The following is a 23097-nucleotide window of genomic DNA, read 5'->3' as shown; positions in this document are numbered from 1 at the left end:
CCATCGACGTGCTGGGTTTCGCCGGCGTGCGCCGGGTGGCCCGCGACCATCTCGCCACCGGGATCCGCGAGCTCCCCGTGATCACGGAGCGGGCGGACTCGTCTGTATCCGGCCGGAGGTGCCGACTCGTAGTCCCGACCGCGCGCTAGGCACCACCGAGCGACATGGACGTCACCGTGAGCGTCGAGCAACCGTCCGGCGCGGCCTGCCCTGCCAAACGCTCATCGATCCAGCGCAGGACCGCGGGAGTCGCACTGATCGCGAGGCTGACGTGCTCGCTCGATCGGTCCCGCGCATACGTGATCCGCGCCCCCGATGCGCACCACTGCGCCACCGCCTTGTCGGGCCCCGCGATGCTGACGATCTCGTCGTGCACGGCGTCCCTGGGCCGCGCGCAATCCGTCGAGCGCGGCGTAATCCGGCTGTCTCGGGGTGAACAGTGTCCCCTTCGGCCCTCCCGGTCGGGTACGGAAATCGCATGACCGGACGACAACATCTGGTCGATCTGAACGAGATCCAGCGAGGAGTCGTACTTGTCCGGCGCTCCTTGTCGGAGCACGTAGGAGGGCGCGCACTGTGGGGCCGAGGCATCCGTGGCAGCCTGACAGGTGATCAATCCTTTGACCTGCCCGGTTCGTGGGCGCAGCACGGGTCCGCACTACCGACCGCTACGGGAGTACCGGTCAAGCACAACGAGGCGCGTCACGTGCGTCGGGGAACGGATTCGGCCAACGCCGTGCGGGCATCGATCAGGTATTGAGCGAGGTCGCCGCCTTCATGGAGCCAGACTCGGTACGCGGAGAAGAAGCACGCCATCCCGATCTTCGCCCACAGGGCCGGCCGCACGTCGCTGTCGACAGCGACGCCGAGTCGGCGGGCCAGGTGGTGTTCGATGAGCTTTTCCACGGCGGCCTGTTTGGCCAGGTCGCGGGCTTGTAGCGCCGGCGTGCTGGTGATCAGGGCGTCGCGAGTGCGCGCCTGTGCGAGTTGTTCGCCGCCGAATCTGCTGATCAGCGGGGTGATGACGACGGCGAGGGTGGTTTCGGGGTGTTCGCCCTCTGGGCGTTCGGCGAGGAGTCGGGCCAGGTCGGCACGCAGGTCATCGTCTTCGGGGAAGACGAGCTCTTCTTTGCTGGTGAAGTAGCGGTGCAGGGTGCGGGTGCCGACTTCCGCGGCCGCCGCGATCTCGGCGACAGTGACGCGGTCGAAGCCTCGTTCGGCGAACAGGCGGAACGCGGTGTCGACGATGGACTGCCTGGTCCGTTCCCGTTTGAGTTCCCGCAGCGACATCGAGACAGTGTCGCACGACTCCACAATCTGGCAGACTGTGCCATATGACATCAAGTGACAGAACTATCGTGATCACCGGCGGCACGAGCGGACTCGGCTACGAATGCGCCAGGAACCTCGCCCTCGACCCGCGCAACACGGTGGTGATCACCGGTCGCGACGCGACGCGAACTCGGGAACTGGCCGCGGCGATCGGCGCGCACGGCATGGCACTCGACCTGTCCTCGCGCCCGTCGGTCGGTGGGTTCGTCGCCGAACTCGTCGCCGCGGACCTACCACCGCTGTCCGGCCTGGTGTGCAACGCGGGCGTTCAATTCACCGGCCGGACCCTTACCTCCGACGGCATGGAGGCGACGTTCGCCACCAACCACCTCGGCCACCTCGGCCTCGTCATCGACCTGCTCGCCCACTTCACCGCACCCGCGCGAATCATCGTGGTGTCCTCGGGAACTCATGATCCCGACCAGTTCACCGGGATGCCGCACCCACTGCGCGCCACCGCCCGCGAACTCGCCTATCCGCCGCCACCGACCGAATCGGCACAGCGCGACGGTCGCCGCCGCTACACCACCTCGAAGTTGGCGAACCTCCAGACCGCCTATCACCTCGCTCGCGAGTTGGCCCCACGCGACATCACAGTGAACGCGTTCGACCCGGGCCTGATGCCTGGAACCGGATTGGCCAGAAACGCTAGTGCCGTCCAGCGGCTGGGCTGGAAGACGATCGCTCGCGCCCTTGTCGTACTCCCTGGAGTTCGCACGCCGCGTGGGTCCGGCGCGGATCTCGCATGGCTGGTCGCGGCACCTGACCGGGAGGGAATCACCGGTCAGTATCTGGTGCGCCGCACACCGGTCCGGTCCTCGGCCGCGTCCTATGACGAACGGGTGCAGCACGCTCTCTACGGCGACAGTCTGGAGTTGCTCGCCGAGCTGGATGCCCGGGCGGATCGCTGATCGGCGACACGCCCCGGATTATCGGGGCTGGACGGCGAGGCGGAGACCGGCAATAGTCCGGGGGTGCGATTGGGTGTTGTGGCGGCGCGGGCGGTGGCCGGTGTGGCGTTGGTGCTCGGGATGGTGGCGCCGGCGACGGCGGAACCGGTGAATGTGGCGTTCACGTGGACGCAGGAGTATTTGACCGCCCCTGACGGCACGCGGCTGCACGCCGATGTCCTTCGGCCGCCGGGTGTGGCCGCCGACGCGCGGACTCCGGTGCTGCTGACGGCCAGTCCGTACCGGGCGCATCTGGCATACCTGTCCCAGCCTCGCCCGGGTGGTGGGCCCTCGACCGACAACTTGCCGGTCGAGTGGGCGCTGCGGGCCGGATACACGTATGTGATCGTCGATCTGCGCGGATTCGGTGGGTCCAACGGGTGCCCGGATTTCGGCGGCCCGGGGGAGCGGTCGGATGTGGCGGCGGCGGTGGAGTGGGCGGCGAGCAGGCCCTGGTCGACGGGGCGGGTCGGCGTGGTCGGCACGTCCTATGAGGGATGGACCGGGATGATGGCGCTGGCCGCGAAGCCGAAGGGGCTCGCGGCGGTGGCGGCGTTCGAACCGGTCGTCGATCCGTACTCCTACCTCTACATGCAGGGCACGGCGTGGAAGTTCGGCGGAAAACCGTTGACCGAGGACGGTATCCGCCCCGCCGACACCGCGGGCGCGGAACACCTGGCCATCGCCTCGACCCCCGCTCACCCCGACGACGGCGACGAGTACAAAGCCAATGCCGTCCAGATGACCCAGGACTGCGCCGCCCGCTACCTCGCTCTCACCACCGACCACAACGGCGCCAACCCGGACTGGCGCGAGCGCGACATGGTCGAGGCCGTCCGCGGCAACACCACCCCGATGTTCCTCGGCCAGAGCTTCCTCGACTCCAATACCCGCGCCGACCGCATCATCGAGGCATGGGAAGCCAGAGGCCCCGGCGAACACCGCGCCTGGTTCGGGCAGTGGGGCCACTCGGACTGCCGCGAGAAGTGCGGCACACCCCACTTCGCCTCGGAGCTCTACGCATTCCTGGACAAACACGTGGCGGGCGCCGATGTCGAGGTACCCGGACCGCCGGTGACCGTCGGCCAGTTCGATGGTGGGTGGCGCGGTGAACCCGCCTGGCCGCCTGCTGACGCCCAGCGCACATCCATCGCATTGCGCACCGGCAGCTACAGCGATCGTGGTCTGTTGCCCGGCGCGGACCGGGAAATCTGGTCGATCTCGGCCCCGGTCGCCGAGCCCGTACACCTCGCGGGCCGCGCCACTGCCGCGCTGACCCTCAGCGGCCCGCCGGAAGCGACTGTCGCACTGGAGCTCTACGACATCGCCCCCGACGGACGCGCCACCGTCATCACCCGCGGTATCGCCCCGGTCCGCTCGGAATCCGGGATCCGGCTGCTCTGGCAGGATGCCCGCCTGGCCACCGGCCACCGACTCGGCGTCCGGATCACCAACGCGGTCGACGACGTATGGTCGCACACGCCGACGAACGCCGCCGTTACCGTCACTTCGGCCCGCCTCGACCTACCCCTGCTCACCACCCCGCGAGAACTGAATCTCCCCGGCGGCGTCCCCATCTGGCACGCACGGTGGCGAACCGAGGAAACCATCGCACTCCAGCCGGAGATGGTGAACGACCCCGCACTCCGGATCGAACTCACGGCTCCGGCCGGATGAGCGTCGCGGACCGATCTGGCTGTCGGCCCAACTAGCGGCTGCTGCTCGTCGGGGGTCTTACGGTGCGGCAGAGACCGATTCGCCCCGCAGGGCACGCGCGATGAGATCCGGATGGGTCAGTTGCGGATAGTGGCCGGTTCCGGCGATCGTGGTGACCGGCCGATCGGTCGGCTCGACCAGTGGGTCGTCCGAACCGACGATGATGTCGACCGGAACGGTGACCCGGGTCAGCTTCGCGGCGAGTTCGTCTCGGGAAGCACCGGCGGCGCGCAGGGCCGCCCACGTGCGCTGGGCAACGCCAGGTCGTCGCAGAGCCGCGAGAGCGGAGGTAATGGCAGGACCCTCCGGAATGCCCAGTCGTGCGGCCACTGTCGCGGCGGACATCCGCTTGACGACCTCGGCGGCGAGGGGCGAACCCGTCAGCCGGGAGGCGGGCTGCTGGAGGAAAGCGGGCGCGATCAGTACCAGCCGTGACACCCGATCGGGATGGCGCAGCGCGAATTCGATTGCGGCCCGAGAGCCCAGCGAATGACCGACGATGATCGGCCGTGTCCGCACCGGCGCCATCAGATCCTCCATCCAGTCGCCGGTCGGCTGCGCGGACACCGCCGAACGTCCGAGCCCGGGAAGGTCGGCCGCCAGGGTAGGGGCATCCAACTCCCGCACCACGTCGGACCATGATTCGCTGTCGAGCGGAATCCCGTGCAACAGCACATATTCCGGGTCGGTTCGCTCGCCGACCAACCAGGTCCCGTCACGGAATCCGGATTTCGGTGTGGGTGCGACGGTGCCGTTGCGGCCGGCGACGATCCCGTCGGCGTAGGTGCGCAGCAGTTCGTCGACCGGCGGATGGCTGATGCCGAGACGCTGTGCGATGGCGTCGCTTCGGCTGGTGTCGTACCGATCGCTGCTGAGAAAGGACAGCGCTTCGGGATCGGCGTGGGTCACTGCCCTGGGCAATCGACGAACCAGCGCGGTCGGCAGCGTGAAGCGCGGCGCGCCGACGTGCAGATGGTCGGCGACGAGCCGAATCAGTTCGGGCAGTACGGGAGTCGCGGCATCCAGCAGCGGATAGGACTTGCCGACCGTATCGGCGTGCGTGGGCAGTCCCACGATGAACCGGGCCACGTAGTCGAGATCGACCACCGGAACGAAGGTATCGGCCGAGCCCGGCAACGCGGGCAACCGGCCCTGCCAGAGATTGTCGATGATGTCGGAGAGCCCGAAGTACTGGCCGGGTCCGAGCACTCCGGCAGGATTCGCCATGGTCAGCGGGATGTCGCGCTCGGCCGCGAGCCGCCGCAGCAGGGCATCGGCCTCGACCTTCGACGCCTCGTACGCGCCGTTGCCGTAGTCCTGCTCGCCCCCGTCGTCGGCCGCGCGATAGCCGGTGATGTGGACGACGCGCCGCAGATCCGGTTGCCGTGCGGCCCATTCCAGCACGTGCACCGCCCCGTCGAGGTTGACCCGCCGCGCCACCTGCGCATCCAGCCCGAACTTCATCAACGCGGCCGCGTTGTACACATCACGCACCCCTTCGACGGTGTCGCCCAGCGCGAGATCCGGTTCGCCGATATCGGTGGTGGTGATGGTCAAACCGGCGGTGTCGACACGCTGCCCGTGGAGCCAGGTCCGCAGCCGATCCTGACTGCCCGCACGCAGTGCGGCGGTGACGGTGTTCCCGTTTCGCAGCAATTCGGCGACCAGGGAGCGGCCGATGAACCCGGCGGCGCCGAAAACGACGGAGTCGGTGTGTGCCATGGTGTCCTACTTTCAGTAGACCGATTTACATATTTTTAGGATATGACGCGAGCTGCGGGTCGGGAACGGCTCAGATCAGCACGTCGATGGTGTCGGCGAGGTGCTGAAGTGGTTGGCGGGAACGGTGGGTGCGGGCCAGCACCAGCCCGCCTTCGATCAGTGCGAGCGCGACCGTGGTGATCCGTTCGGGTTCGGGGTGGCCGAATCCGATCAATCGTTCCCGGATCGCCTCCTCCCAGAGTCGATAGGTCGCCGAACAAGCCTGCTGCACAGCATCGTTGGTCGACGCGGTGTCCAACGCGACGGCCGCCACCGGGCACCCGACGGTCCAGTCCGACGCTTCCAGCTGATCGCCCAGCAGGTTCACCATCTTCCGCGCGAAATCTCGCGCGTCCGTCGCCTCGACCGTGCGGATGATCGCCGCGATGTCGGTGCCGCTCTCGGCGAGCGCCGCCGCCACCAATTCGTCCTTACCGCCCGGGAAATGGAAGTACAGCGACCCGCGTGGCGCACCGCTCTCCTGCACGATCTGGTTGAGTCCGGCGCCGAAGTATCCGTGCGACTCGATCAGCGACCGCGTCGCCCTGATCAACTTGCACCGCGTTTCGGCTCCCTTTTTGCCCACCCGCTAAAACTAGACTGGTCTACATATTTTCGCAATGGCCGACCGCTCGCCCGGTCGCAACCAGCCTTACCCGTGGCGTGACGCCAGCAGTTCGGCGGCGTCCCCGCAGAGTCGGTCGAGGATGGCCGCCGCAGGCTCGATATGGGTCACCAATCCCACGCCCTGACCCGCATCCACCGGTGCGAGCCGAGGATCGTCGTCCGCGATCGCCGCGCGAAGGCGGTCGGAATCGGGCACGTCGTCGCCCTCGAGCCGCGACCACGGATCCGTGAACTCGTTGCGCAGGACGCGCGCCGGATAGATCGGTGGCCAGGGCAGATCGAGTGCCTCGTCGAACGCGGTGGTGACGGTGGTGCTGCTGGAATCGGCGGCGAGCATCGCGAGGCGGGCGGATTCTGGCAGCAGAGATTCTTCCGCGGCGGCCAGGCAGGTCCCGAGCCAAGCGCCCGCCGCTCCCGCCGCGAGCACGGCCGCGAGCGTGCGCCCGGAGCCGATGCCACCGGCGGCCAGGACCGGGACGGTCGCGATGTCGAGGACGGCGTCGAGCAGCGGCAGCAAGGCCAATCGGTCGGCGCCGTGGCCGCCACCTTCGCTGCCGCGCGCCACCAGAATGTCGATCCCCGCGTCCTGCGCGCGGTGGGCGCCCGGTGCGTCGTACACCTGGGTGACGGCGAGGATTCCCGCCGCCCGCACCTGGGGTACCCAGGAGAAATCAGCGCCGAAACTGACCGAGATAATCCGTGGACCTGCGGCGATCGCAGCCTCGAGCAGCCCGGTTTCGCGGGCGCGGACCCAGTCGACCAGCCCGATCCCGTCCGGTGCTCCGGCGACATCCAGTTCGCGGCGCAACGCCGCCACCGATCCCGCACTGCCCATGCCGATCATCCCGAGCCCGCCCGCCGCGCTCACCGCCGCCGCGAGCCGTCCGCCTGCCGCGCCGCCCATCGGCGCGTTCACCAGCGGCACCCGCAGCCCCAGAGATCGTGACCACTGTGTCGACAGCGTCTGCTCTGACATCGGTGCACCTTTCGCCACGGCTATGACCCATCCATCATGGCAGCTGATCGGCGGAGCGTTCCCGAAGCGATGCGTGCCGGGAGGCCTGGGCGGACGGCCGATTCGGAAAGGCATGGGTGACAACGTTATTCGTCATGCGACCTGCTCCGGCGATCGGCGGCGCGCCGCGGGGAACGAACCTCGGCGCGGGATACGCGGTGCGCGTATGTTCGACGGCAATGCCAGACGAGGAGACAGGATGGCGATGACGATCAGAGATCGCGTCGAACAGCTGGTGACCGAGCCGCCGATCGTGTTCGGCGAGCCGATCGACACTTCCGGCGGCGCTACGGTCATCACCGTCTCGCGCGGTGGTGGTCCGCTGCGCCACCCTCGTCCGGTCGGTGTGTTCGTCGTCCACGAAGGGCGCGCACTGGACGCCCGCGATGGACGCCAATCGCATCGCTCAGCTCGGCGAATGGATCGGCCTGCTCACCGGGGTCATCGCGGCGCTGGCGATTCTGCGTCGCCCGCCGTGGCCGGACCTGGGCCGCCGGAGCCAGTGAGCCCGTACAGCGCGAGCGTTTCGAACCGCTGCCACGCCTGGACCGGTGGTGTCGGCGCGGTCGGCTCGATCACCGGACCCAGCACGCCGAGCAATGCCCACGACAGGAACTCGATCGTGCCCGCCGGCTGCTCACCGAGGAGCTCACCGACCAGGTCGGCGACACACTGCCGATAGGCGCGCACGACGGTGGCGGTGGCCTTCGGCCCGATCAGCGGGCGATACACCTCGGGGTACTGCGCGGCGAGATGGAACATCACGCGCAGCGGCGCGAGCGGAGAACCCGGTGTCGTCGTGCGGATGATCTCGCGGCGCAGGAACTCGGTGCAGCTCACCAGCAGCAGGTCGTCCTTGTCGCGGTAGTGCGCGTAGAAGGTGGATCGCCCCACGTCGGCGCGGCCGATGATGTCGCTCACGGTCACCTTGTCGTAGCCGCGCTCGATCATCAGCTCGATCAGCGCTTTGTGCAGCGTGTCCCTGGTGCGTCGAACCCGGCGATCAGGGTGCTCGGCCATCGCTTCCTCCTGCACGGTTTCCCCGGATCTGTTCGATAACGGACACCTCCGGCGATTCTGCTCCTGGTGACGTGCGCGGCAGCGCCCGAGGATGAACTCATGTCCCGAAATCAGCTTCTCACCCCCATGTTCGTCGACGACGCAGGCACCGGCCTTGTCATCGCGGGCCTGCGCCGCTACAACCTCTTCACCACGGTGTTCTTCCTGGGCAGGCACCGTCGTCTGCTCGCCGAATTCGTCACGCTCTCCGGTGCGCGTCGGGGTTCGCGTGCCCTCGATATCGGTTGCGGGCCCGGCAAACTCGTGCGCGGGCTCGGCAGAGCGGTCGGTCCGAACGGTGCCGCCGTCGGTGTCGATCCCTCCGCCACGGCGGTCGCCGACAACCGCGACCGAGATCGTGCCACTCATCATCGCTACGTGGTCGGACCGGCGCAGTCGCTGCCCCTGCCCGATGCCGAATTCGACGTGGTCACGTGCACTTTCGTCATGCACCACATCCCCGAGTCGCAGCGTGACGCCGCGATCGCTGAAATGTGGCGGGTGTTGCGGCCGGGCGGACGGCTTCTGCTCGCCGACGCGTCCCCCTCCCCTCGGATGCGGACAGTCCTCGTACCGTTCTTCGGTCGCGGTGGCGATCCGTTCGCCGATGCCGATATCCGCCACTACACCGTTCGGGTCGAGGCCGCCGGCTTCACCGATCTCAGCTATACCCAGAGCCGCGACCAGACGGGCATCCTCACCGCGTTGAAACCGGTCGCCCCCCACTGATCCGGGAAACCTGTCGGTGCCCTCGGCTAGGGTCGATCTCGACACGATCACCAATCGAGCACGGGGGTGCGGCATGGAGTTCGATCAGCGCGAAATCGAGGCACGGGAGTTCGCCCTCGCGGCGCATGGCGATCAGCGCTACGGCGACCATCCCTACGCCACCCATCTCGCGGCCGTGCGGGGTGTCCTCGACGATTTCGGCTACGGCGGTGAACTCGCCCTCGCCGCCTGGCTCCATGATGTCGTCGAAGACACCCCCGTCACCGCCGAGGACGTCGAATCGCGTTTCGGCCGTGAAGTTCTCGACCTGGTGTGGGCGGTCACCGGAATCGGCCCCGACCGCAAGGCGCGAAACCAGAACGCCTACAACAAGATCGCCGCGCATCCGAGGGCCGTCATCCTCAAACTCGCCGACCGCACCGCCAATGCCGAAGCCAGCCCGCCCGCCAGCAGCTGGATGGGCATGTACCGCACCGAACACCCCACCTTCAAGGCCCACCTCGGCGAACTCCTCGCCGACGACCCCACCGTGGCCCGCATGTGGGAACGCCTCGACCGCCGCCTCGACCCGTCGATAGCCCCGCCCACCGATCAGTGGGCCGATATCGACGGTTTGGTAGCCGCGGGCGAACACGAAAAAGCCGTTGCGGCAGTACAAGCGGCCTTCGACTGCGGTCCTGGCGAGGCGGAATTGATTCTGGCCGAGCGCTCCTGAAGCGAGTAGTTGACGGCCGGGCGAATCCGAACCCGTACTGGCCCCAAACGCGGCCGGGCCCGCCGCATGCCGAGTAGGCGAGCAGCCCGCATCAGGCCGAGGGGTGTCCGGAGGCGTTCGGCCGGTCTACCGCGAGGAGTTGACGGGCAGCGGCGACCGCGAGTTCCTCGTCCAGTTGCTCGTGGCCGGAGGTGCCGCCGCCACCGGGTCCACCGTCATCACTGATGACGCGTCGGGCCGACAGGTGGATGGCGTCGACGCCCGCCCGGTGCAATGCCGGAATGTCACCGACGGCGATCCCGCCACCCGCCATGATCTGGATGCGCCCCGCCGCGTGATCGACCATCGTGGCGAGTTCATCGAGTCCCTCGGCGCAGGTGGGTGCCCCACCGGAGGTGAGCACCCGGGTCATGCCACCGGCGATCAATGTGTTGAGCGCGGCCGCACGGTCGCGGATCTGATCTATCCCACGATGAAAGGTCAGCTCTATGCCATCGACAGCGACACCATCGAGAACACGACTCAGCCCTTCGCCATCGACCCGGTGGTCCGGGGTGAGCGCACCGATCACCAGACCGGCCGCACCAGCCGAAACTGCCGCGCGCGCATCAGCATTCATCACCGCGAGCTCGGCTGCGTCGGCGTACACGAAACCTCCGGCCCGGCACCGGATCAGCACATGGACAGCAATACCGGTTCCCACCACAGCCTCGATCGTCCCGATACTCGGCGTGAGCCCACCCGTGCTGCCCAGCGCCGCACACAATTCCACCCGATCCGCCCCGGCGCGGCGAGCGCCGAGCGCGCCTGCCGCGTCCTGCACCGCGAACTCGAGGGCGGTCACGTCAGAACGACTGCCAGGCGGGCTTGTTCGCCAGCGCGTACTTGTAGTAGTCCGCCAGCTTCAACTTGCTCGCCGCGGCCTCGTCGATCACCACCGTGACGTGGGGATGCCACTGCATGACCGAGGCCGGGCAGAACGCCGACAACGGTCCTTCGGCGGCGGCGGCGATCGCATCGGCCTTCCCCGCGCCGAGCGCGATCATCACCAGGTGCCCGGCCTCGTTGATGGTGCCGAGGCCCTGGGTGAGCACGTGATGCGGCACATCCTCCGGTCCGTCGAAAAAGCGCGCGTTGTCCTTACGCGTCTGTTCGGTCAACGTCTTCACCCGCGTGCGCGAGGTGAGCGCCGACCCGGGCTCGTTGAACCCGATGTGCCCATCGGTGCCGATCCCCAGCAACTGCACGTCGACCCCACCCGCGGCGGCGATGGCCGCGTCGTACCGGCGGCCCTCGCCCGCCACGTCACCCGCCTCCCCGTTCGGGCTCAGCACCCGTGCGGGATCCAGGTTCACATGGTCGACGAACTCCGACCGGATGACCGAGAAATACGACTGCGGATGATCTTTCGGCAAACCGACATACTCGTCGAGCAGGAAAGCGCTGGCGGTGGTGAAGTCCAGCTCGCCCTCCCGGTACCGTCGCGCCAGCTCCTGATAGCTCCCCAGCGGCGACGACCCGGTCGCCAAGCCGAGGATCGCGTTGCCGACTCGCACATAGCCGCCGACGATATCGGCGACCGTACTCGCCACTTCGTTTTCGTCAGCCCGGATCACGATCTCCATCAGATTCCTTCCGTTCCGGCGACGAGCACCCGCCGCGGCCGCAATGACTGGTCGGTGACAAGAATGTCGGCACGCGCGCCGACGGTGAGACTGCCGCGTTCGCCCTCGAGACCGAGAACACGAGCAGGGGTTCGAGTCGCGGAGACGACCGCATCGGACAGCGGTATGCCCGCGACGTCGACGGTCCAGCGCAGCACGTCGACGAGCCGTGCCGTGCCCCCCGCGATCGCCCCGGGCGAACCGTCATCGGTGGCCAGCCGGGCAACGCCGTCGTGGACCTGAACATCGAGGGCGCCCAGCCGATAGCCGCCGTCGCTCATGCCCGCCGCCGCCATCGCATCGGACACCAGCGCGATCTGATCCGGGCCGACGGTATCGAACACCATCGTCACCGTCTCCGGCGCCAAATGCACACCGTCAGCGATCAATTCGACCACCATCTGGCCTCGTCCGGCTGCGGCCAGACAGGCGGCGACCGGCCCGGGGGAGCGGTGATGCAGTGCGGGCATCCCGTTGAACAGGTGCGTGGCGGTAACAGGGCCACCACTGGCCTCGGCGATGCGCGCCGCGGTGGTCGCGGCATCGGCATCGGTGTGCCCGAGGCTGGGCAGCACATCGTGTCGGCGCATCGCGGCCAGCAGTTCATCGAAATGCGCGGTCTCGGGCGCCAGTGTCATCGACCGCACCGTTCCGCGGGCGGCCGCGTAGAGTCGCTCGAACAACGCGGGATCGCCGGGGATGATCGCCGCGGGATCCTGTGCCCCGCAGCGGATCACATTGATGAACGGGCCCTCGAGATGCACCCCGAGCAATACCCCGTCCTCGACGAGATCGGCCAACATCGCCGCCTGTGCGACCAGTACCTCCGGCCGATCCGACACCAAGCTCCCCATCAACCCGGTGGTGCCGTGCGCCCGATGATGCGCCGCCGCGACCCGAGCGCCGTCCGCATCAGCATTGGGAAACCCGAACCCTGCCCCACCATGACAGTGCAGATCGATCAACCCCGGAAGCACCAGATCATCACTGGATGCTGGAAGCCGATCGGGTGCAGGATGATTCGCCGCATCGCCGACCCAGGTGATCAGCCCGTCCTGGAATTCGACGACGCCGTCGGCGATGTCACCCTCGACCGTCCCGACGAGACGACCGCGTAGGATTTCCGTCACCACGAACCTTCCCCATCACCGGAGCCGTGCCCGGCCCCAACACCTGAACGACCCGATACGCCATCCACCACAGCGATCGCGGACCGCCACCGGACACCGCATCGCGATCCGACCGACGGCCGGACCGTGTGCACAACAACCTTTTTCACGCCCGCCCGATGATCGCCGCGACCGCCGCCCGCCCCACCTGCGGATTCCGTGCCGCACACGCCGCGTCGGCCGCGTCCTGGCACTGCTGCACATCCACCGCGGCCAACGCCGCCCGTACCGCGGGCAACGCGGGCACCGACATCGACAAACTCGTCACGCCCAGCCCCACCAGCACCGGCGCCAACGTCGGATCCGACGCCGCCTCACCGCACACCCCGACCGACTTACCCGCCGCCGCGCCGGCCGCACCGACCATCGCGATCAGATCGAGCACCGCGGGCTGCCACGGATCGAGCAGCTGTGCGAGCCCGCCCGCCATTCGATCCACCGCGCACGTGTACTGGCTCAGATCGTTGGTTCCGATGCTCACGAAGTCGAGATGCGCGAGCAGATCGGCGGCGCGCAACGCCGCCGCCGGGATCTCGATCATCGCCCCGACTTTGGTCAGCCCGGATTCCCTTGCCAGCGCGGCGAATCCGGCAGCCTCGTCCGCGGTGGCGACCATGGGCGCCATCACCCACAGGTCGGCTCCCGTGGCCTCGCCCGCACGGGCGAGAGCCGTGAGCTGCGTGGCCAGAGTTTCCGGGAACACCGTGCCGATCCGCAGCCCGCGCACACCGAGCGCCGGATTCTCCTCGGTGCCGAGATCGAGAAACGGCAGCGGTTTGTCCGACCCGGCATCGAGTGTCCGCACGACGACTCGTCGACCGGCGAACTGTTCGAGAACCGCTGTGTACGAGGCGGTCTGCTCCTCCAGCGACGGCGCGGACGTCTTCCCGAGATACATGAACTCGGTGCGGAACAGGCCAACCCCCTCACTGTCGATGGGCCCGGCCTTCGCCGCGTCGTCGACGGTGCCGATGTTCACCAGCAGCTGCACCGGCGTTCCATCCGCGGTGTGTCCCGGCCCGCTGGCCGCCGCGATCCGCGCCTTGTCCGCCGCTGCCTGTTCCAGTGCTGCCTGCTGATGCTCGGGACTCGGGTCGATCACGACCTCACCGGTGGTGCCGTCGAGCAGCACCGGCACACCGTCGACGAGCCGATCGGTATCCGGACAGTTCACCACCGCCGGCAACGCGAGGGACTTCGCGAGAATCGCGGTGTGGCTGGTCGGCCCACCCTCGGTGGTGAGCAACCCGACCACATCACTGTCACCCAGCATCGCCGTATCGGCAGGTGCGAGATCGCGCGCGACCAGCACGAACGAATATCCCGGCTCCGGAATCCCCGGCATCGGCAGCCCGAGCAGTACCGCCACGGTCCGCCCGCCGATATCGCGCAGATCGGTCGCCCGCTCGGCCATGTACCCGCCGAGCGCTTCCAGCTTCGCGCAGAATCCCTCGAACGCCAGGTGCACCGCGTGCGCCGTCGGCATCCCGGCGGCGAGCTCCTTCTCCGTGGCGGCGACGATGCCCGGATCACGGGCCATCGTCGCCGACATCGAAAGAATCTCCGCCGCAACACCACTCACCCGTGCGGCCCTGGCGGTCATCTCGTCGGACACGCCACCGAGCGCGTCCTTGACCCGGGCGAGCTCGTCGGCGACCGAGCCACCGACGGGATCGTGCGCCGATGTCTCGAGCTGCGATCCGAACCGCAACCACGGCGCGCACACCACGCCCGGGCTCACTCCGAGTCCACTGATCACCTGCTCTGGCATCAGGCGGCGTCCAGATCCGAGGCGACGAGTTCGGCCAGCTGGTCCAGAACCGCGTCGGCCCCCTCGGCGTGCAGGGTCACCTCGGCCCCGTGTCCCGCGCCCAGCGTCATCACCGCGAGCACGCTGGCCGCGTCGACCGGCTCGCCACCTCCCAACGAGATCCGCACCGGCACCCCCGCGGCCTGCACGGCCTGCGTGAGTTTCGCGGCGGGCCGCGCGTGCAGCCCCACCTCGGATCCGACGATGACGGTGCGGGTGCTCATTGCCTCACTCACCTTCCAGTTTCTTGTCCAGCTTCGTTTCGACTTCGGCGACCGAGGGTGCGTCGGTTCGAGTATCGCCCGTGGCCGTCAGAGCGGTCTCCGCTTCGACCAGGGCCGCGTCGGGCACACCGGCTTCGACATCGGTTTCCGCCTCGCGACCCGGCGTGCGCAGGTTCCACTTCTTGATCACGAAGCTGAAGAGCACGTAGTAGATCACCGCGTAACCCAGCCCGATCGGGATCAGCATCCAGGCATTGGTGGCCTTGCCGAAGTTCAGCAGGTAATCGATCGCACCCGCGGAGAACGTGAATCCGTCGTGGATACCGAGCGCGTTCACCAGCGCCATCGATGTGCCCGTCAAGATCGCGTGCACCACATACAGCGGCCACGCCACGAACATGAAGGAGAACTCCAGCGGCTCGGTGATGCCGGTGACGAACGCGGTCAGGCCGGTGGAGAGCATGATGCCGCCGACCAGCTTCTTCTGCGACGGACGCGCGTTGCGCCAAATGGCCAGCGCGGCAGCGGGAAGCGCGAACATCATGATCGGGAAGAACCCCGTCATGAACGTACCCGCGGTCGGATCACCGGCGAAGAAGCGGTTGAGGTCACCGCGCACGAGCTGGCCGGAGGCGTCGGTGTAGTCGCCGACGAGGAACCAGACCGTGGAGTTCAGGATGTGGTGCAAACCGGTCGGGATGAGCAGGCGGTTGGCCGCGCCGTAGATGCCGCCACCGACGACCGAGTTGTCCGCGACGGTCTCGCCCACCCAGGTGAGCGCGGAGTTGAAGGCCGGGTACAGGAACGCCATGCCGACGCCGACGACGAGGCCGGTGAACGCGGTCAGGATCGGCACCAGCCGCCTGCCGTTGAAGAAGCCGAGGAAGTCGGGCAGCTTCGTGCGATAGAACCGCTGCCACAGTATCGCCGACAGCAGACCCATCACGATGCCGGCGAGGACACCGTAGTTGATCAGCGCCTGCGCGCCCTTCGGGTCGGTTTTCCCTTCGAGCACGATCGGTGACATCGCTTCGAACACGCCGTTGATCACCATGTAGCCGACCACCGCCGCCAGCGCTGTCGACCCGTCGGCTTTCTTCGCCCAGCCGATCGCGATACCGACGGCGAAGATCAGCGGCAGCCAGGTGAACACGGCCTGCCCGGCTGCCGAGATGACCGAGGCGGTGCTCTCCAGCGCGGAGAAGCGGCCGAGGAGGTCGTCCTGGCCGATGCGCAGCAGGATGCCCGCCGCGGGGAGCACCGCGATCGGCAGCATGAGGCTGCGACCGAGGCGCTGCAATCCCGCGAACACCTTCGATTCTTGTTGGGGTGTGTCGGTAACGGCAGTCATGTCGACCTTCTTCGTGCCGGCTTCGCGGCGGTCTCGGCGAGGGAGGACCGGCTTGCCCGCCGATCCGGGTTAACTGTTGTGAACCGGTGTACCTGACGGGTACTGTCCGGTCATAACCAGTTGCCAGTTTGACCAGGTGGAGGTCGGATGTCAACCGCTGAATATGATGTGGCGCACATTCGAGACTCCCATACTGGTACTGGCAACCACCGCCGAAAGGGAGAACAGATGTCCAAAGCGGAAGCGATCGTCCAGGGCTTGGGCGGCGCGGACAATATCGTCGAGATCGAGGCCTGCATCACCCGGTTGCGCACCGAGGTGAAGGACGGTAGCAAGGTCGACGAGGCCGCTCTCAAAGCCGCGGGCGCCCACGGTGTCCTCAAGTCGGGCACGGTCGTGCAGGTCGTCGTCGGCCCCGAAGCCGACACCCTGGCCGACGACATCGAGGACATTCTGTGAGCATCCCGGTCATCGCGCCGCTGCCCGGCAAGGTGGTGGCCCTGTCCGAGGTCCCCGATCAGGTCTTCGCCGAGCAGATCGTCGGTTCCGGCGTCGCGCTCGACCCCGACCGCACCCGCGGCACCCTGACGGTGACGGCCCCCATCGCAGGCAAGATCCTCAAACTCCACCCCCACGCCTTCGTCATCTTCGGCCACGGCGTCGGCGTCCTGGTCCACCTGGGCATCGACACCGTGAAACTCAAAGGCGAAGGCTTCGAACTGCTCGCCACCGAAGGCGACACGGTAGAAGCCGGCGCCCCCATCGTCACCTTCGACCCGACGAAAACCGCCGCCACCGGCTACTCGGTCATCTGTCCCGTCGTGGTCATGGACTCGGCGAAAGACTCCGTCTACACCGACACCGTCGGCACCACCGTCGAATCCGGCAGCCTCCTGTTCGATTCGCCATAGCCACCCTGACCTGCTGCTGAACCTTTCGGCGAGCCGACCCGTAGTCCGTATCAGCGGGTCGGCGTCGATTCGTATCGCGTCAACAGGAGGATGACCGATGACCGGAGCTGAGCAATCCAGTGAGCAGTTCGCCGAGCGGTTGTTCGGGGCCGCGCTCGGGACCATCGACATTCTGGCGGTGCATCTCGGGGATCGGCTCGGCTGGTATCGGGCGTTGGCCGAGGGTGGGCCCGCGGATGCGGGTGAATTGGTCGCGCGGGCGGGTGGAGATCGCCGGTATGCGCAGGAGTGGCTCGAGCAGCAGGCGGCGACCGGGATTCTGACGGTGGCCGCGGACGGGCGGTTCGCCCTGCCCGCCGGCGCTGCCGAGGTGCTCACCGACCCGAGCAGTCTCGATTACCTTGCGCCACTGGCTCGTATGCTGGCCGGTGCCGCCGCCCAGATGCCCGCGCTCGTGCGCGCGTATCGCGACGGCGGCGGCGTCGGTTGGTCCGAGTACGGCGCCGACATGCGCGAATCCCAGTCGGACATGAACCGCCCCTGGTTCGAGCACCGTCTCGCTGCGGGTCTGGCCGGGGTCGCTGATATCCACGCGCTGCTGTCGCGCCCCGATGCCAAGGCGGCCGATATCGGCTCAGGTGGCGGCTGGTCCGCGATCGCCCTTGCCCGCGCCTACCCGGAACTGGCGGTCGACGGCTACGACATCGACCAGCCCTCGGTGCGGATGGCCACCGAAAACGCGACCGACCTCGGCGATCGCGTCCGTTTCCACCACGCCGACGCCACCACCGACCTCCCCGAATCCGCCTACGACGCGCTGTTCGCGTTCGAGTGCCTGCACGACATGCCGCACCCGGTCGAGGTACTGACCTCGATGCGCAAAGCCCTGCGTCCAGGTGGCGCGGTGATCATCATGGATGAGGCCGTCGCGCCGGAATTCACCGCACCGGCGAGCGATATCGACCGCCTGATGTACGGGTTCAGCCTGCTGGTCTGCCTGCCCGACGGCATGGCACATCCCGACTCCGCGGGCACCGGCACCGTCATGCGCACGGCGAAACTGGGGGAGTACGCCGAGAAGGCAGGTTTCACCGCCGTGGAAGTCCTCCCGATCGAGGACTTCGGATTCTGGCGGTTCTACCGGCTCACGGTCTGATCGGCGAGCTGTTCGGTCTCGACCGTCCAGCGCCTGGCGAGATCGTCGAAATAGCGCTGGCTGCTCCACAATCGGTAGTTGCCGATCACGTAGACCCGCCGCCGAGCCCGCGACACTGCCGTATTGAGCACATTCGGATTCGTCGCCGCCCACCGTCGCGACCCACCTGCCGCGGGCGATGTCCCCAAGATCAGCACCACGACCTCGGCCGAATTGCCGTGCATCGCATGGACAGTGCCCACCTGCCGCTGCGCGAACTCCGCACCGAGCACCTCATGCGCGATCTCCTGCGCGCCATGGGCGACGTCGCGGAACGGGCTGACCACACGGATATCGGCCGCTGCCACCCCGTCCTCGGTCAACCGCGCGAGCAGCGCGGCGAGCGCTTCGCCTTCGCCGGGAATCCAATTACCTTCGGCCCGTGCGGATCTGACATCGATCCACCGATCGTGCCCGGGAAACTCCGGTCGATCCGGCGTGGCGAACACCAGCAGATCATCGTCATAGGCAATGTGATGTGTGAGCTCGAAAATCGGCCGGTCACTACGCCGATGGACCCGCAGCGGCGTGCCGACCCACACCGGCGCGATCGAATCGGAGGGCATCAGCCAGGTCCCGTACCGCACCCCACGATCAGCAGCCTGGCGTGCCGACGCCTGATCCGGCATCCACTCCGCATCGAGCCCGTACTGCTGTACGAATGCTTCCTGCGCCGAAGTGGGTAGCACACCGACAGGTCCCAGCTGACGATGATCACCGACGATCACCGCCCGCCGAGCCCGCCACAACCCACCGGCCACCGACTGCGGCGCAGCCTGCCCGGCATCGTCGACGAACAACCATCCGAGAGCCTCGGACCCCAGCCCGGCGAACAACCGGGGCAGTGCGGTGAACGTCGTGGTGATCATCGGCACCGCGAAGAACAGCGTCTGCCATGCCGCCGCAACGGTTTCCGGCTTCGGCTCCACCGCGAGCTCACCACGGATCAACGCGATGGCGACGATGAGATTGTCGCGAATCCGCGGGGCCGCGTTGAGCAGAAACGCGCGATGCAACTTCAACGCCGACAGGAACAGCTCACGCCGCGCGCTCGCGTACTGCTCGTCTGCCCACGGATTGCACAGCTGGAACTGCTCGTCGTCACCCGCCACATCACCGAACGGGATGGTGCGCGACCAGTTCTCGCGCCCCCGCTCGATAACGTCGAGCGCCGCCGCCCGCCGCTCCGTCAACTCGACGTGTTCGCGAATCAGCGTGCGGCCGTTCTCGGCGGCCTGCGCCCACTGCTCCCGCGTGTACTCGACCTCGGTCTGGCGCCGCCGCATGTCCGCCTCGGCGATATGTCGTTCGCGCAGCAATTCGTTGCTGCGCGCGCTCCACCGCCGTCCCGCCCGGAATCCCGTCGAGAGCGATGCCACGAACCCCGGCTTCTGCCCGCCGTGCTCGCTGAGGAACTTGCCCGCCCGGTGGTGCGCGGCCTGCGCGGCCCGCAGATGCTCGGTGGCCAGCTGATGACGTTCGCGCCAGTGCGCGTGCGCGTCATCGGCGTTGGCGATCTCGGCCGCCGTCGACTGCAATCCCGCGTTCATGGTCGGCAGCTCGGCGACCGCGTCGGCGACGTTCTGGCGCGCCTGCGCGAGTCTGCGCACCTCGGCGCGGCGCGTGGTGAAATCCCGCACCGCGGTCGGCCAATCGGGAATCGAATCCGGGTCGGCCTCGGCCTGCTTGAGGATGTCGAGCATCCCGCCGTTCGGTGTCCCGGTCTTCCGTTCGGTGGCGAACCGATCCCCGAACCAGAACTGTTCGGCGAACGTTCGTCGCGTCCCGCCCAGTGCCGCGGCGACCAGTCCCCACGCCGGTGCGCCGCCGACGAGTTCGGCCAGGTCGGTGAAGTGATTGAGCTCGCCATCGATCGCGTCGCGATGCTGGATCTCGGCGACCACATCGGCCGCGGTGGCATCGCTGCCGGTCGCCAGTACCACTTCGAACCCGGTCACACAGTTCGCCAATCGGTGCGCGCCCACCGTGTAGTTCTTCGCCACCTGCACCTGCTCGGTGATCCCGGCGAACACCGCCATCGGATCGTCGAACGCCGCCAGCTGCGCGGCCCGCTCGACCAGAATCCCGGCCAGCAGGTCTCGCAGCATCGTCGTCGTCCCGGTGCCCGGCGCACCGTGCACCGCGAAAATGCCCGCATCGTCGCGCAATTCGGACAGCGCGCGATCGACCGCGAACTGCTGTCCGGAAACCAGCGGATCGCCCGGCCAGCGTCCGTCCGGAACGAGATGGGGGAGCAGGCCCTCGACGACCGCGTCCTGGCGTCGCCGGACATCGATCCGGTCATCGATCGGCAGCGACTCCGCCGCCGAGAGGTAGTCACGCAGCGCCGCACCGATGTCGCCGCGCTCCACCGCTTTCGCGAGCTCGGCGAGGTCCGTGCCGAGCCCGCTGTTCAGGCGATCCTCGGCAGCGTCACTGTCGGCGTCGCGCGCCGCGACCTGAATGCACGCCACCCGCACACCGCCGGCCCGCAATTCCGATCGAATGCCCAGCGCGGCACACAGTTCACCGGTGAAGATCTGCAGGTCGCGGCCGGTCAATCGGGGGGCATCGACGACGTCGTCGTCAGACAGAACGGCGAACCGTTCGGCGAAGGCCAACGCCGACATCCCGGCGAGACCGGGCGAGATGACGCCATCCGCTCCCGCCGCGAGCACCGAAGCCGCTACCCCGCGGCCTGCCACGTCCAGCGCACGCCATCGCGGTGCCGGACCCATCTGTTCGGCATCGGGGTGAGTTTCTCGCGTCAGCGTGTCGAGCGCGGCGGTGAAGGCCGCCGAGTCGTGGTCGAATCCGTCGGCCCAGCCGACGTCGCCGGGCCCTGGTGCGCGCAGCCGGTTCACGGCCCACGCCAGCCCCGACAACGTCGCCGAGCCTTCGACAACCACTCCGCCGTCGGTCAACGTCACCGCGAAAGCCGCTGTGGTCCCGGCCCGTCGGGCGTCGGCCTCCAGCTGGTCCTCGCCGAATGTCCGCACCAGCGCTTCCCGCGCGCGCCCCACCTCGAACAGTCCGCCGTACACGACGAACTGCCACACTCGCCCGGTTTTCAACGCGGGCAGCGCGGCGAGATTTTCCCATGGCGCGCGGTCATCGGGCGCGAGATCGACCACCAGTCCGCCGGTCTCGACGTCGGGAACAAGCTGCGGGCCGAACAACTCCACCGTTTGCCAGAAACGCACGAGCCGCGCGGCGTGCTCGGAACCGCCCACGATGCACCCCAATCCGGTCGGCGATCATTGCAGACAACCCCGATCACGGTACGCGATCCGGATCCCTCGAGCACGCCACCCCGGCGGTCGCGCCTGCCGTGGCGAGAACATCGGTGCTGGTCCTGCCGCCGCGGCGAGCACCTCGCCGCCCACAACCGCCCCGGAAAACCCTTTGACCCATCAACCTTGTGCCGCGCACGCTGAGACCATGGACGACTTGGCCCACGCCGCAGACCGATTCGTGCTCGGTGAGCTCCGCGGTGCGGACCTGTCGATGGCCGCCGCCGAGGCACTCGCGCGTGGACTCGACAGTCCAGCATTGGTAGAGCTCGCCTGTCTGCCCCGGACGGGCTGCGGTGCCGCTCCCGAACTGTTCCGCACCGCGATGGCCGAGCTCGGGCTCGTGCACGACTGGAGGGCACGAGAAGTCGAGGTCAGGGTCGGGCTGGCACGAGCTCACGCGACAGCCCTGCTCGCTGCTGATGCCGCGCCGGCCTTCCCCCATCTGGTCACAGCGCCTCCCGTGCCTCGGTCGGCACGGCCCGCGAGATTGCGGGAGTTCGTCGCTTCTCTGCGCTCCCGGCGCGCTATCAGCGCAGAAGCATCTCCGCCACGGCTTTCGGCGCTGCCAGCCATTCACGAACGTTGTTGCGTGCCTCGGTGACCTGCCTGCACTCGCAATAGGCCACCACCCCGTCGGCCTCGATACCCGCGGCCCGGCACAGCGCGACCGCGCGGGGGAGATGTTGGTACTGGCTCACGATGATCGCCCGGTCGATGCCGAACAGCGACTTCGCTCGCTCGCAGGTCTCCCGCGTGGAAAGGCCGGCACGATCGGATCGGACGATGGCCGGGTCGATGCCGTGGTCGAGGAGATAGCGCGTCATCGACGCGATCTCGTCGCCCGACGAGCCGCCGGCATCCCCGGACAACAGAATCGCCTCGGCCTTGCCCGCTTCGACCAACTCGATCGCCACATCGAGACGTCCCTGTAGATAGGCCATCGGAGTTCCATCCGTCCCGACTTTGGCACCCGGGACGATCACGACAGGTGCGCTGGGCGCGGCCGCGACATCACTTCTATGACCGGACGACAAACTCCACATAGCGATGTTCGCCCCAGCTGTCACCAACGCGAGGCCACCCGCCACGACAAGTCCGGCTCTCGCCATGCGTCGCAACCGCTGACGCTTCCCGCTATGTTCCTCCGCCATGCGCACTTTCATACATGAACACTGCGAAAATATCCCCTGACTAGGGGATTTGACATTGCAATTCGCGACACGTAACTTTATTCCAGTCAGAGCGACACGGACACCGACTCAGCCGCCCAGCGGCCGAGACACGAGGTAGGACGATGAGCGCCTGACTGACTGCGTGTTCAGAGGGACTCGGTACGGATTTGCTTCCGGCCGGTTGCCTGAGCTAAGTTTGAACCCTTGCCTCACCGAAACCCCTCCGAGAAGTTGTGGGTAGAAGTGTGTGCGTGTGTTCTTTGAGAACTCAATAGTGTGTCGATGAATGTCAGTGCCAATAATTACTATTGGTTCCAATCTTTCATGTACCCCCCGGTCGTGGGAGGTTGGACATTGAACAACAGCGAATCTTTTTGCTGGTGTTCGCTTTGCTAGGTTTT

At 67.7% G+C, this 23097-nt stretch carries 22 protein-coding genes and 1 pseudogene; 8 read left to right on the top strand and 15 right to left on the bottom strand.

Features of this window, described 5'->3' with window-relative positions:
- Window positions 1-145 precede the first annotated feature (145 nt).
- A complete protein-coding gene (locus ACWDXS_RS34890; protein WP_449972457.1) occupies window positions 146-376 on the bottom strand; it encodes a lipase family protein in 231 nt (76 codons plus the stop codon).
- Window positions 377-702: 326 nt separating this feature from the next.
- Window positions 703-1290 carry a TetR family transcriptional regulator gene (locus tag ACWDXS_RS34885; protein WP_378996503.1) on the bottom strand — a complete coding sequence of 196 codons (588 nt, stop codon included), beginning with the start codon at window positions 1288-1290 and terminating at the stop codon, window positions 703-705.
- Between the two features lie 44 nt (window positions 1291-1334).
- On the opposite strand from ACWDXS_RS34885, the gene ACWDXS_RS34880 reads away from it, so the two are divergent.
- Window positions 1335-2243, top strand: coding sequence for an SDR family NAD(P)-dependent oxidoreductase (locus ACWDXS_RS34880; protein ID WP_378996500.1), 909 nt, complete (start codon window positions 1335-1337; stop codon window positions 2241-2243).
- A 63-nt stretch (window positions 2244-2306) separates the two neighbouring features.
- Complete coding sequence (locus tag ACWDXS_RS34875; protein WP_449972452.1) at window positions 2307-3959, top strand: CocE/NonD family hydrolase; 1653 nt, start codon at window positions 2307-2309, stop codon at window positions 3957-3959.
- A 57-nt stretch (window positions 3960-4016) separates the two neighbouring features.
- Here ACWDXS_RS34875 and ACWDXS_RS34870 read toward each other — a convergent pair whose 3' ends face one another.
- From ACWDXS_RS34870 to ACWDXS_RS34855, 4 genes are all read right to left on the bottom strand, one after another.
- A complete protein-coding gene (locus ACWDXS_RS34870; RefSeq protein ID WP_449972449.1) occupies window positions 4017-5720 on the bottom strand; it encodes an alpha/beta fold hydrolase in 1704 nt (567 codons plus the stop codon).
- A gap of 70 nt (window positions 5721-5790) precedes the next feature.
- Window positions 5791-6345, bottom strand: a complete 555-nt coding sequence (locus ACWDXS_RS34865) for a TetR/AcrR family transcriptional regulator (RefSeq protein ID WP_449972446.1) — start codon at window positions 6343-6345, stop codon at window positions 5791-5793.
- 66 nt (window positions 6346-6411) lie between these two features.
- Complete coding sequence (locus ACWDXS_RS34860; protein WP_378996492.1) at window positions 6412-7362, bottom strand: NAD(P)H-dependent flavin oxidoreductase; 951 nt, start codon at window positions 7360-7362, stop codon at window positions 6412-6414.
- 34 nt (window positions 7363-7396) lie between these two features.
- Entirely contained in the window at window positions 7397-7762 is a 366-nt protein-coding gene (locus tag ACWDXS_RS34855) for a hypothetical protein (RefSeq protein WP_449972459.1), read from the bottom strand.
- On the opposite strand from ACWDXS_RS34855, the pseudogene ACWDXS_RS34850 reads away from it, so the two are divergent.
- A pseudogene (locus tag ACWDXS_RS34850) lies at window positions 7655-7907 on the top strand (hypothetical protein). The gene ACWDXS_RS34855 and the pseudogene ACWDXS_RS34850 sit on opposite strands and share 108 nt — an antisense overlap.
- Here ACWDXS_RS34850 and ACWDXS_RS34845 read toward each other — a convergent pair.
- Window positions 7843-8421 (bottom strand): TetR/AcrR family transcriptional regulator, encoded by a 579-nt coding sequence (locus tag ACWDXS_RS34845; RefSeq protein ID WP_387449302.1) that lies wholly within the window; start codon window positions 8419-8421, stop codon window positions 7843-7845. The pseudogene ACWDXS_RS34850 and the gene ACWDXS_RS34845 overlap by 65 nt on opposite strands.
- A 99-nt stretch (window positions 8422-8520) precedes the next feature.
- On the opposite strand from ACWDXS_RS34845, the gene ACWDXS_RS34840 reads away from it, so the two are divergent.
- Window positions 8521-9189: a class I SAM-dependent methyltransferase gene (locus tag ACWDXS_RS34840; RefSeq protein WP_449972441.1), complete on the top strand. Its 669-nt coding sequence runs from the start codon at window positions 8521-8523 to the stop codon at window positions 9187-9189.
- A gap of 73 nt (window positions 9190-9262) precedes the next feature.
- The gene (locus ACWDXS_RS34835) at window positions 9263-9904 is read left to right on the top strand and encodes an HD domain-containing protein (RefSeq protein ID WP_449972438.1); all 642 of its coding nucleotides are present in this window, start codon (window positions 9263-9265) and stop codon (window positions 9902-9904) included.
- A 91-nt stretch (window positions 9905-9995) separates the two neighbouring features.
- On the opposite strand, the gene ACWDXS_RS34830 is transcribed toward ACWDXS_RS34835, so the two are convergent.
- The 6 genes from ACWDXS_RS34830 to ACWDXS_RS34805 all read right to left on the bottom strand — a co-directional run bounded on the left by ACWDXS_RS34830 (window position 9996) and on the right by ACWDXS_RS34805 (window position 16122).
- A complete protein-coding gene (locus tag ACWDXS_RS34830; protein WP_449972435.1) occupies window positions 9996-10748 on the bottom strand; it encodes a copper homeostasis protein CutC in 753 nt (250 codons plus the stop codon).
- A gap of 1 nt (window position 10749) precedes the next feature.
- Entirely contained in the window at window positions 10750-11529 is a 780-nt protein-coding gene (gene nagB, locus ACWDXS_RS34825; RefSeq protein WP_379312342.1) for a glucosamine-6-phosphate deaminase, read from the bottom strand.
- Window positions 11529-12701, bottom strand: a complete 1173-nt coding sequence (locus ACWDXS_RS34820) for an N-acetylglucosamine-6-phosphate deacetylase (protein ID WP_449972431.1) — start codon at window positions 12699-12701, stop codon at window positions 11529-11531. Before ACWDXS_RS34820 ends, nagB begins: the two co-directional genes overlap by 1 nt.
- A gap of 142 nt (window positions 12702-12843) precedes the next feature.
- Complete coding sequence (gene ptsP / locus ACWDXS_RS34815; protein ID WP_449972429.1) at window positions 12844-14508, bottom strand: phosphoenolpyruvate--protein phosphotransferase; 1665 nt, start codon at window positions 14506-14508, stop codon at window positions 12844-12846.
- Window positions 14508-14771, bottom strand: a complete 264-nt coding sequence (locus ACWDXS_RS34810) for an HPr family phosphocarrier protein (RefSeq protein WP_378996472.1) — start codon at window positions 14769-14771, stop codon at window positions 14508-14510. Before ACWDXS_RS34810 ends, ptsP begins: the two co-directional genes overlap by 1 nt.
- Window positions 14772-14775: 4 nt before the next feature.
- A complete protein-coding gene (locus ACWDXS_RS34805; protein ID WP_378996470.1) occupies window positions 14776-16122 on the bottom strand; it encodes a PTS transporter subunit EIIC in 1347 nt (448 codons plus the stop codon).
- Between the two features lie 228 nt (window positions 16123-16350).
- On the opposite strand from ACWDXS_RS34805, the gene ACWDXS_RS34800 reads away from it, so the two are divergent.
- The 3 genes from ACWDXS_RS34800 to ACWDXS_RS34790 all read left to right on the top strand — a co-directional run bounded on the left by ACWDXS_RS34800 (window position 16351) and on the right by ACWDXS_RS34790 (window position 18189).
- Entirely contained in the window at window positions 16351-16581 is a 231-nt protein-coding gene (locus ACWDXS_RS34800) for a glucose PTS transporter subunit EIIB (protein ID WP_101469146.1), read from the top strand.
- Window positions 16578-17033 carry a PTS sugar transporter subunit IIA gene (locus ACWDXS_RS34795; RefSeq protein ID WP_378996467.1) on the top strand — a complete coding sequence of 152 codons (456 nt, stop codon included), beginning with the start codon at window positions 16578-16580 and terminating at the stop codon, window positions 17031-17033. The genes ACWDXS_RS34800 and ACWDXS_RS34795 overlap by 4 nt, the downstream gene beginning before the upstream one ends.
- Window positions 17034-17130: 97 nt before the next feature.
- Window positions 17131-18189, top strand: a complete 1059-nt coding sequence (locus ACWDXS_RS34790; protein ID WP_449972424.1) for a class I SAM-dependent methyltransferase — start codon at window positions 17131-17133, stop codon at window positions 18187-18189.
- Here the strand turns inward: ACWDXS_RS34790 and ACWDXS_RS34785 are convergent.
- Both ACWDXS_RS34785 and ACWDXS_RS34780 read right to left on the bottom strand, forming a co-directional pair.
- Complete coding sequence (locus ACWDXS_RS34785) at window positions 18171-21461, bottom strand: DEAD/DEAH box helicase (protein WP_449972421.1); 3291 nt, start codon at window positions 21459-21461, stop codon at window positions 18171-18173. The two genes, ACWDXS_RS34790 and ACWDXS_RS34785, sit on opposite strands and share 19 nt — an antisense overlap.
- 590 nt (window positions 21462-22051) lie before the next feature.
- Entirely contained in the window at window positions 22052-22687 is a 636-nt protein-coding gene (locus ACWDXS_RS34780; RefSeq protein WP_378996461.1) for a SanA/YdcF family protein, read from the bottom strand.
- Window positions 22688-23097 lie beyond the last annotated feature (410 nt).

It is taken from the genome of Nocardia sp. NPDC003183 (assembly GCF_053590715.1).
This window is presented reverse-complemented; position numbering and strand designations above follow the sequence as displayed.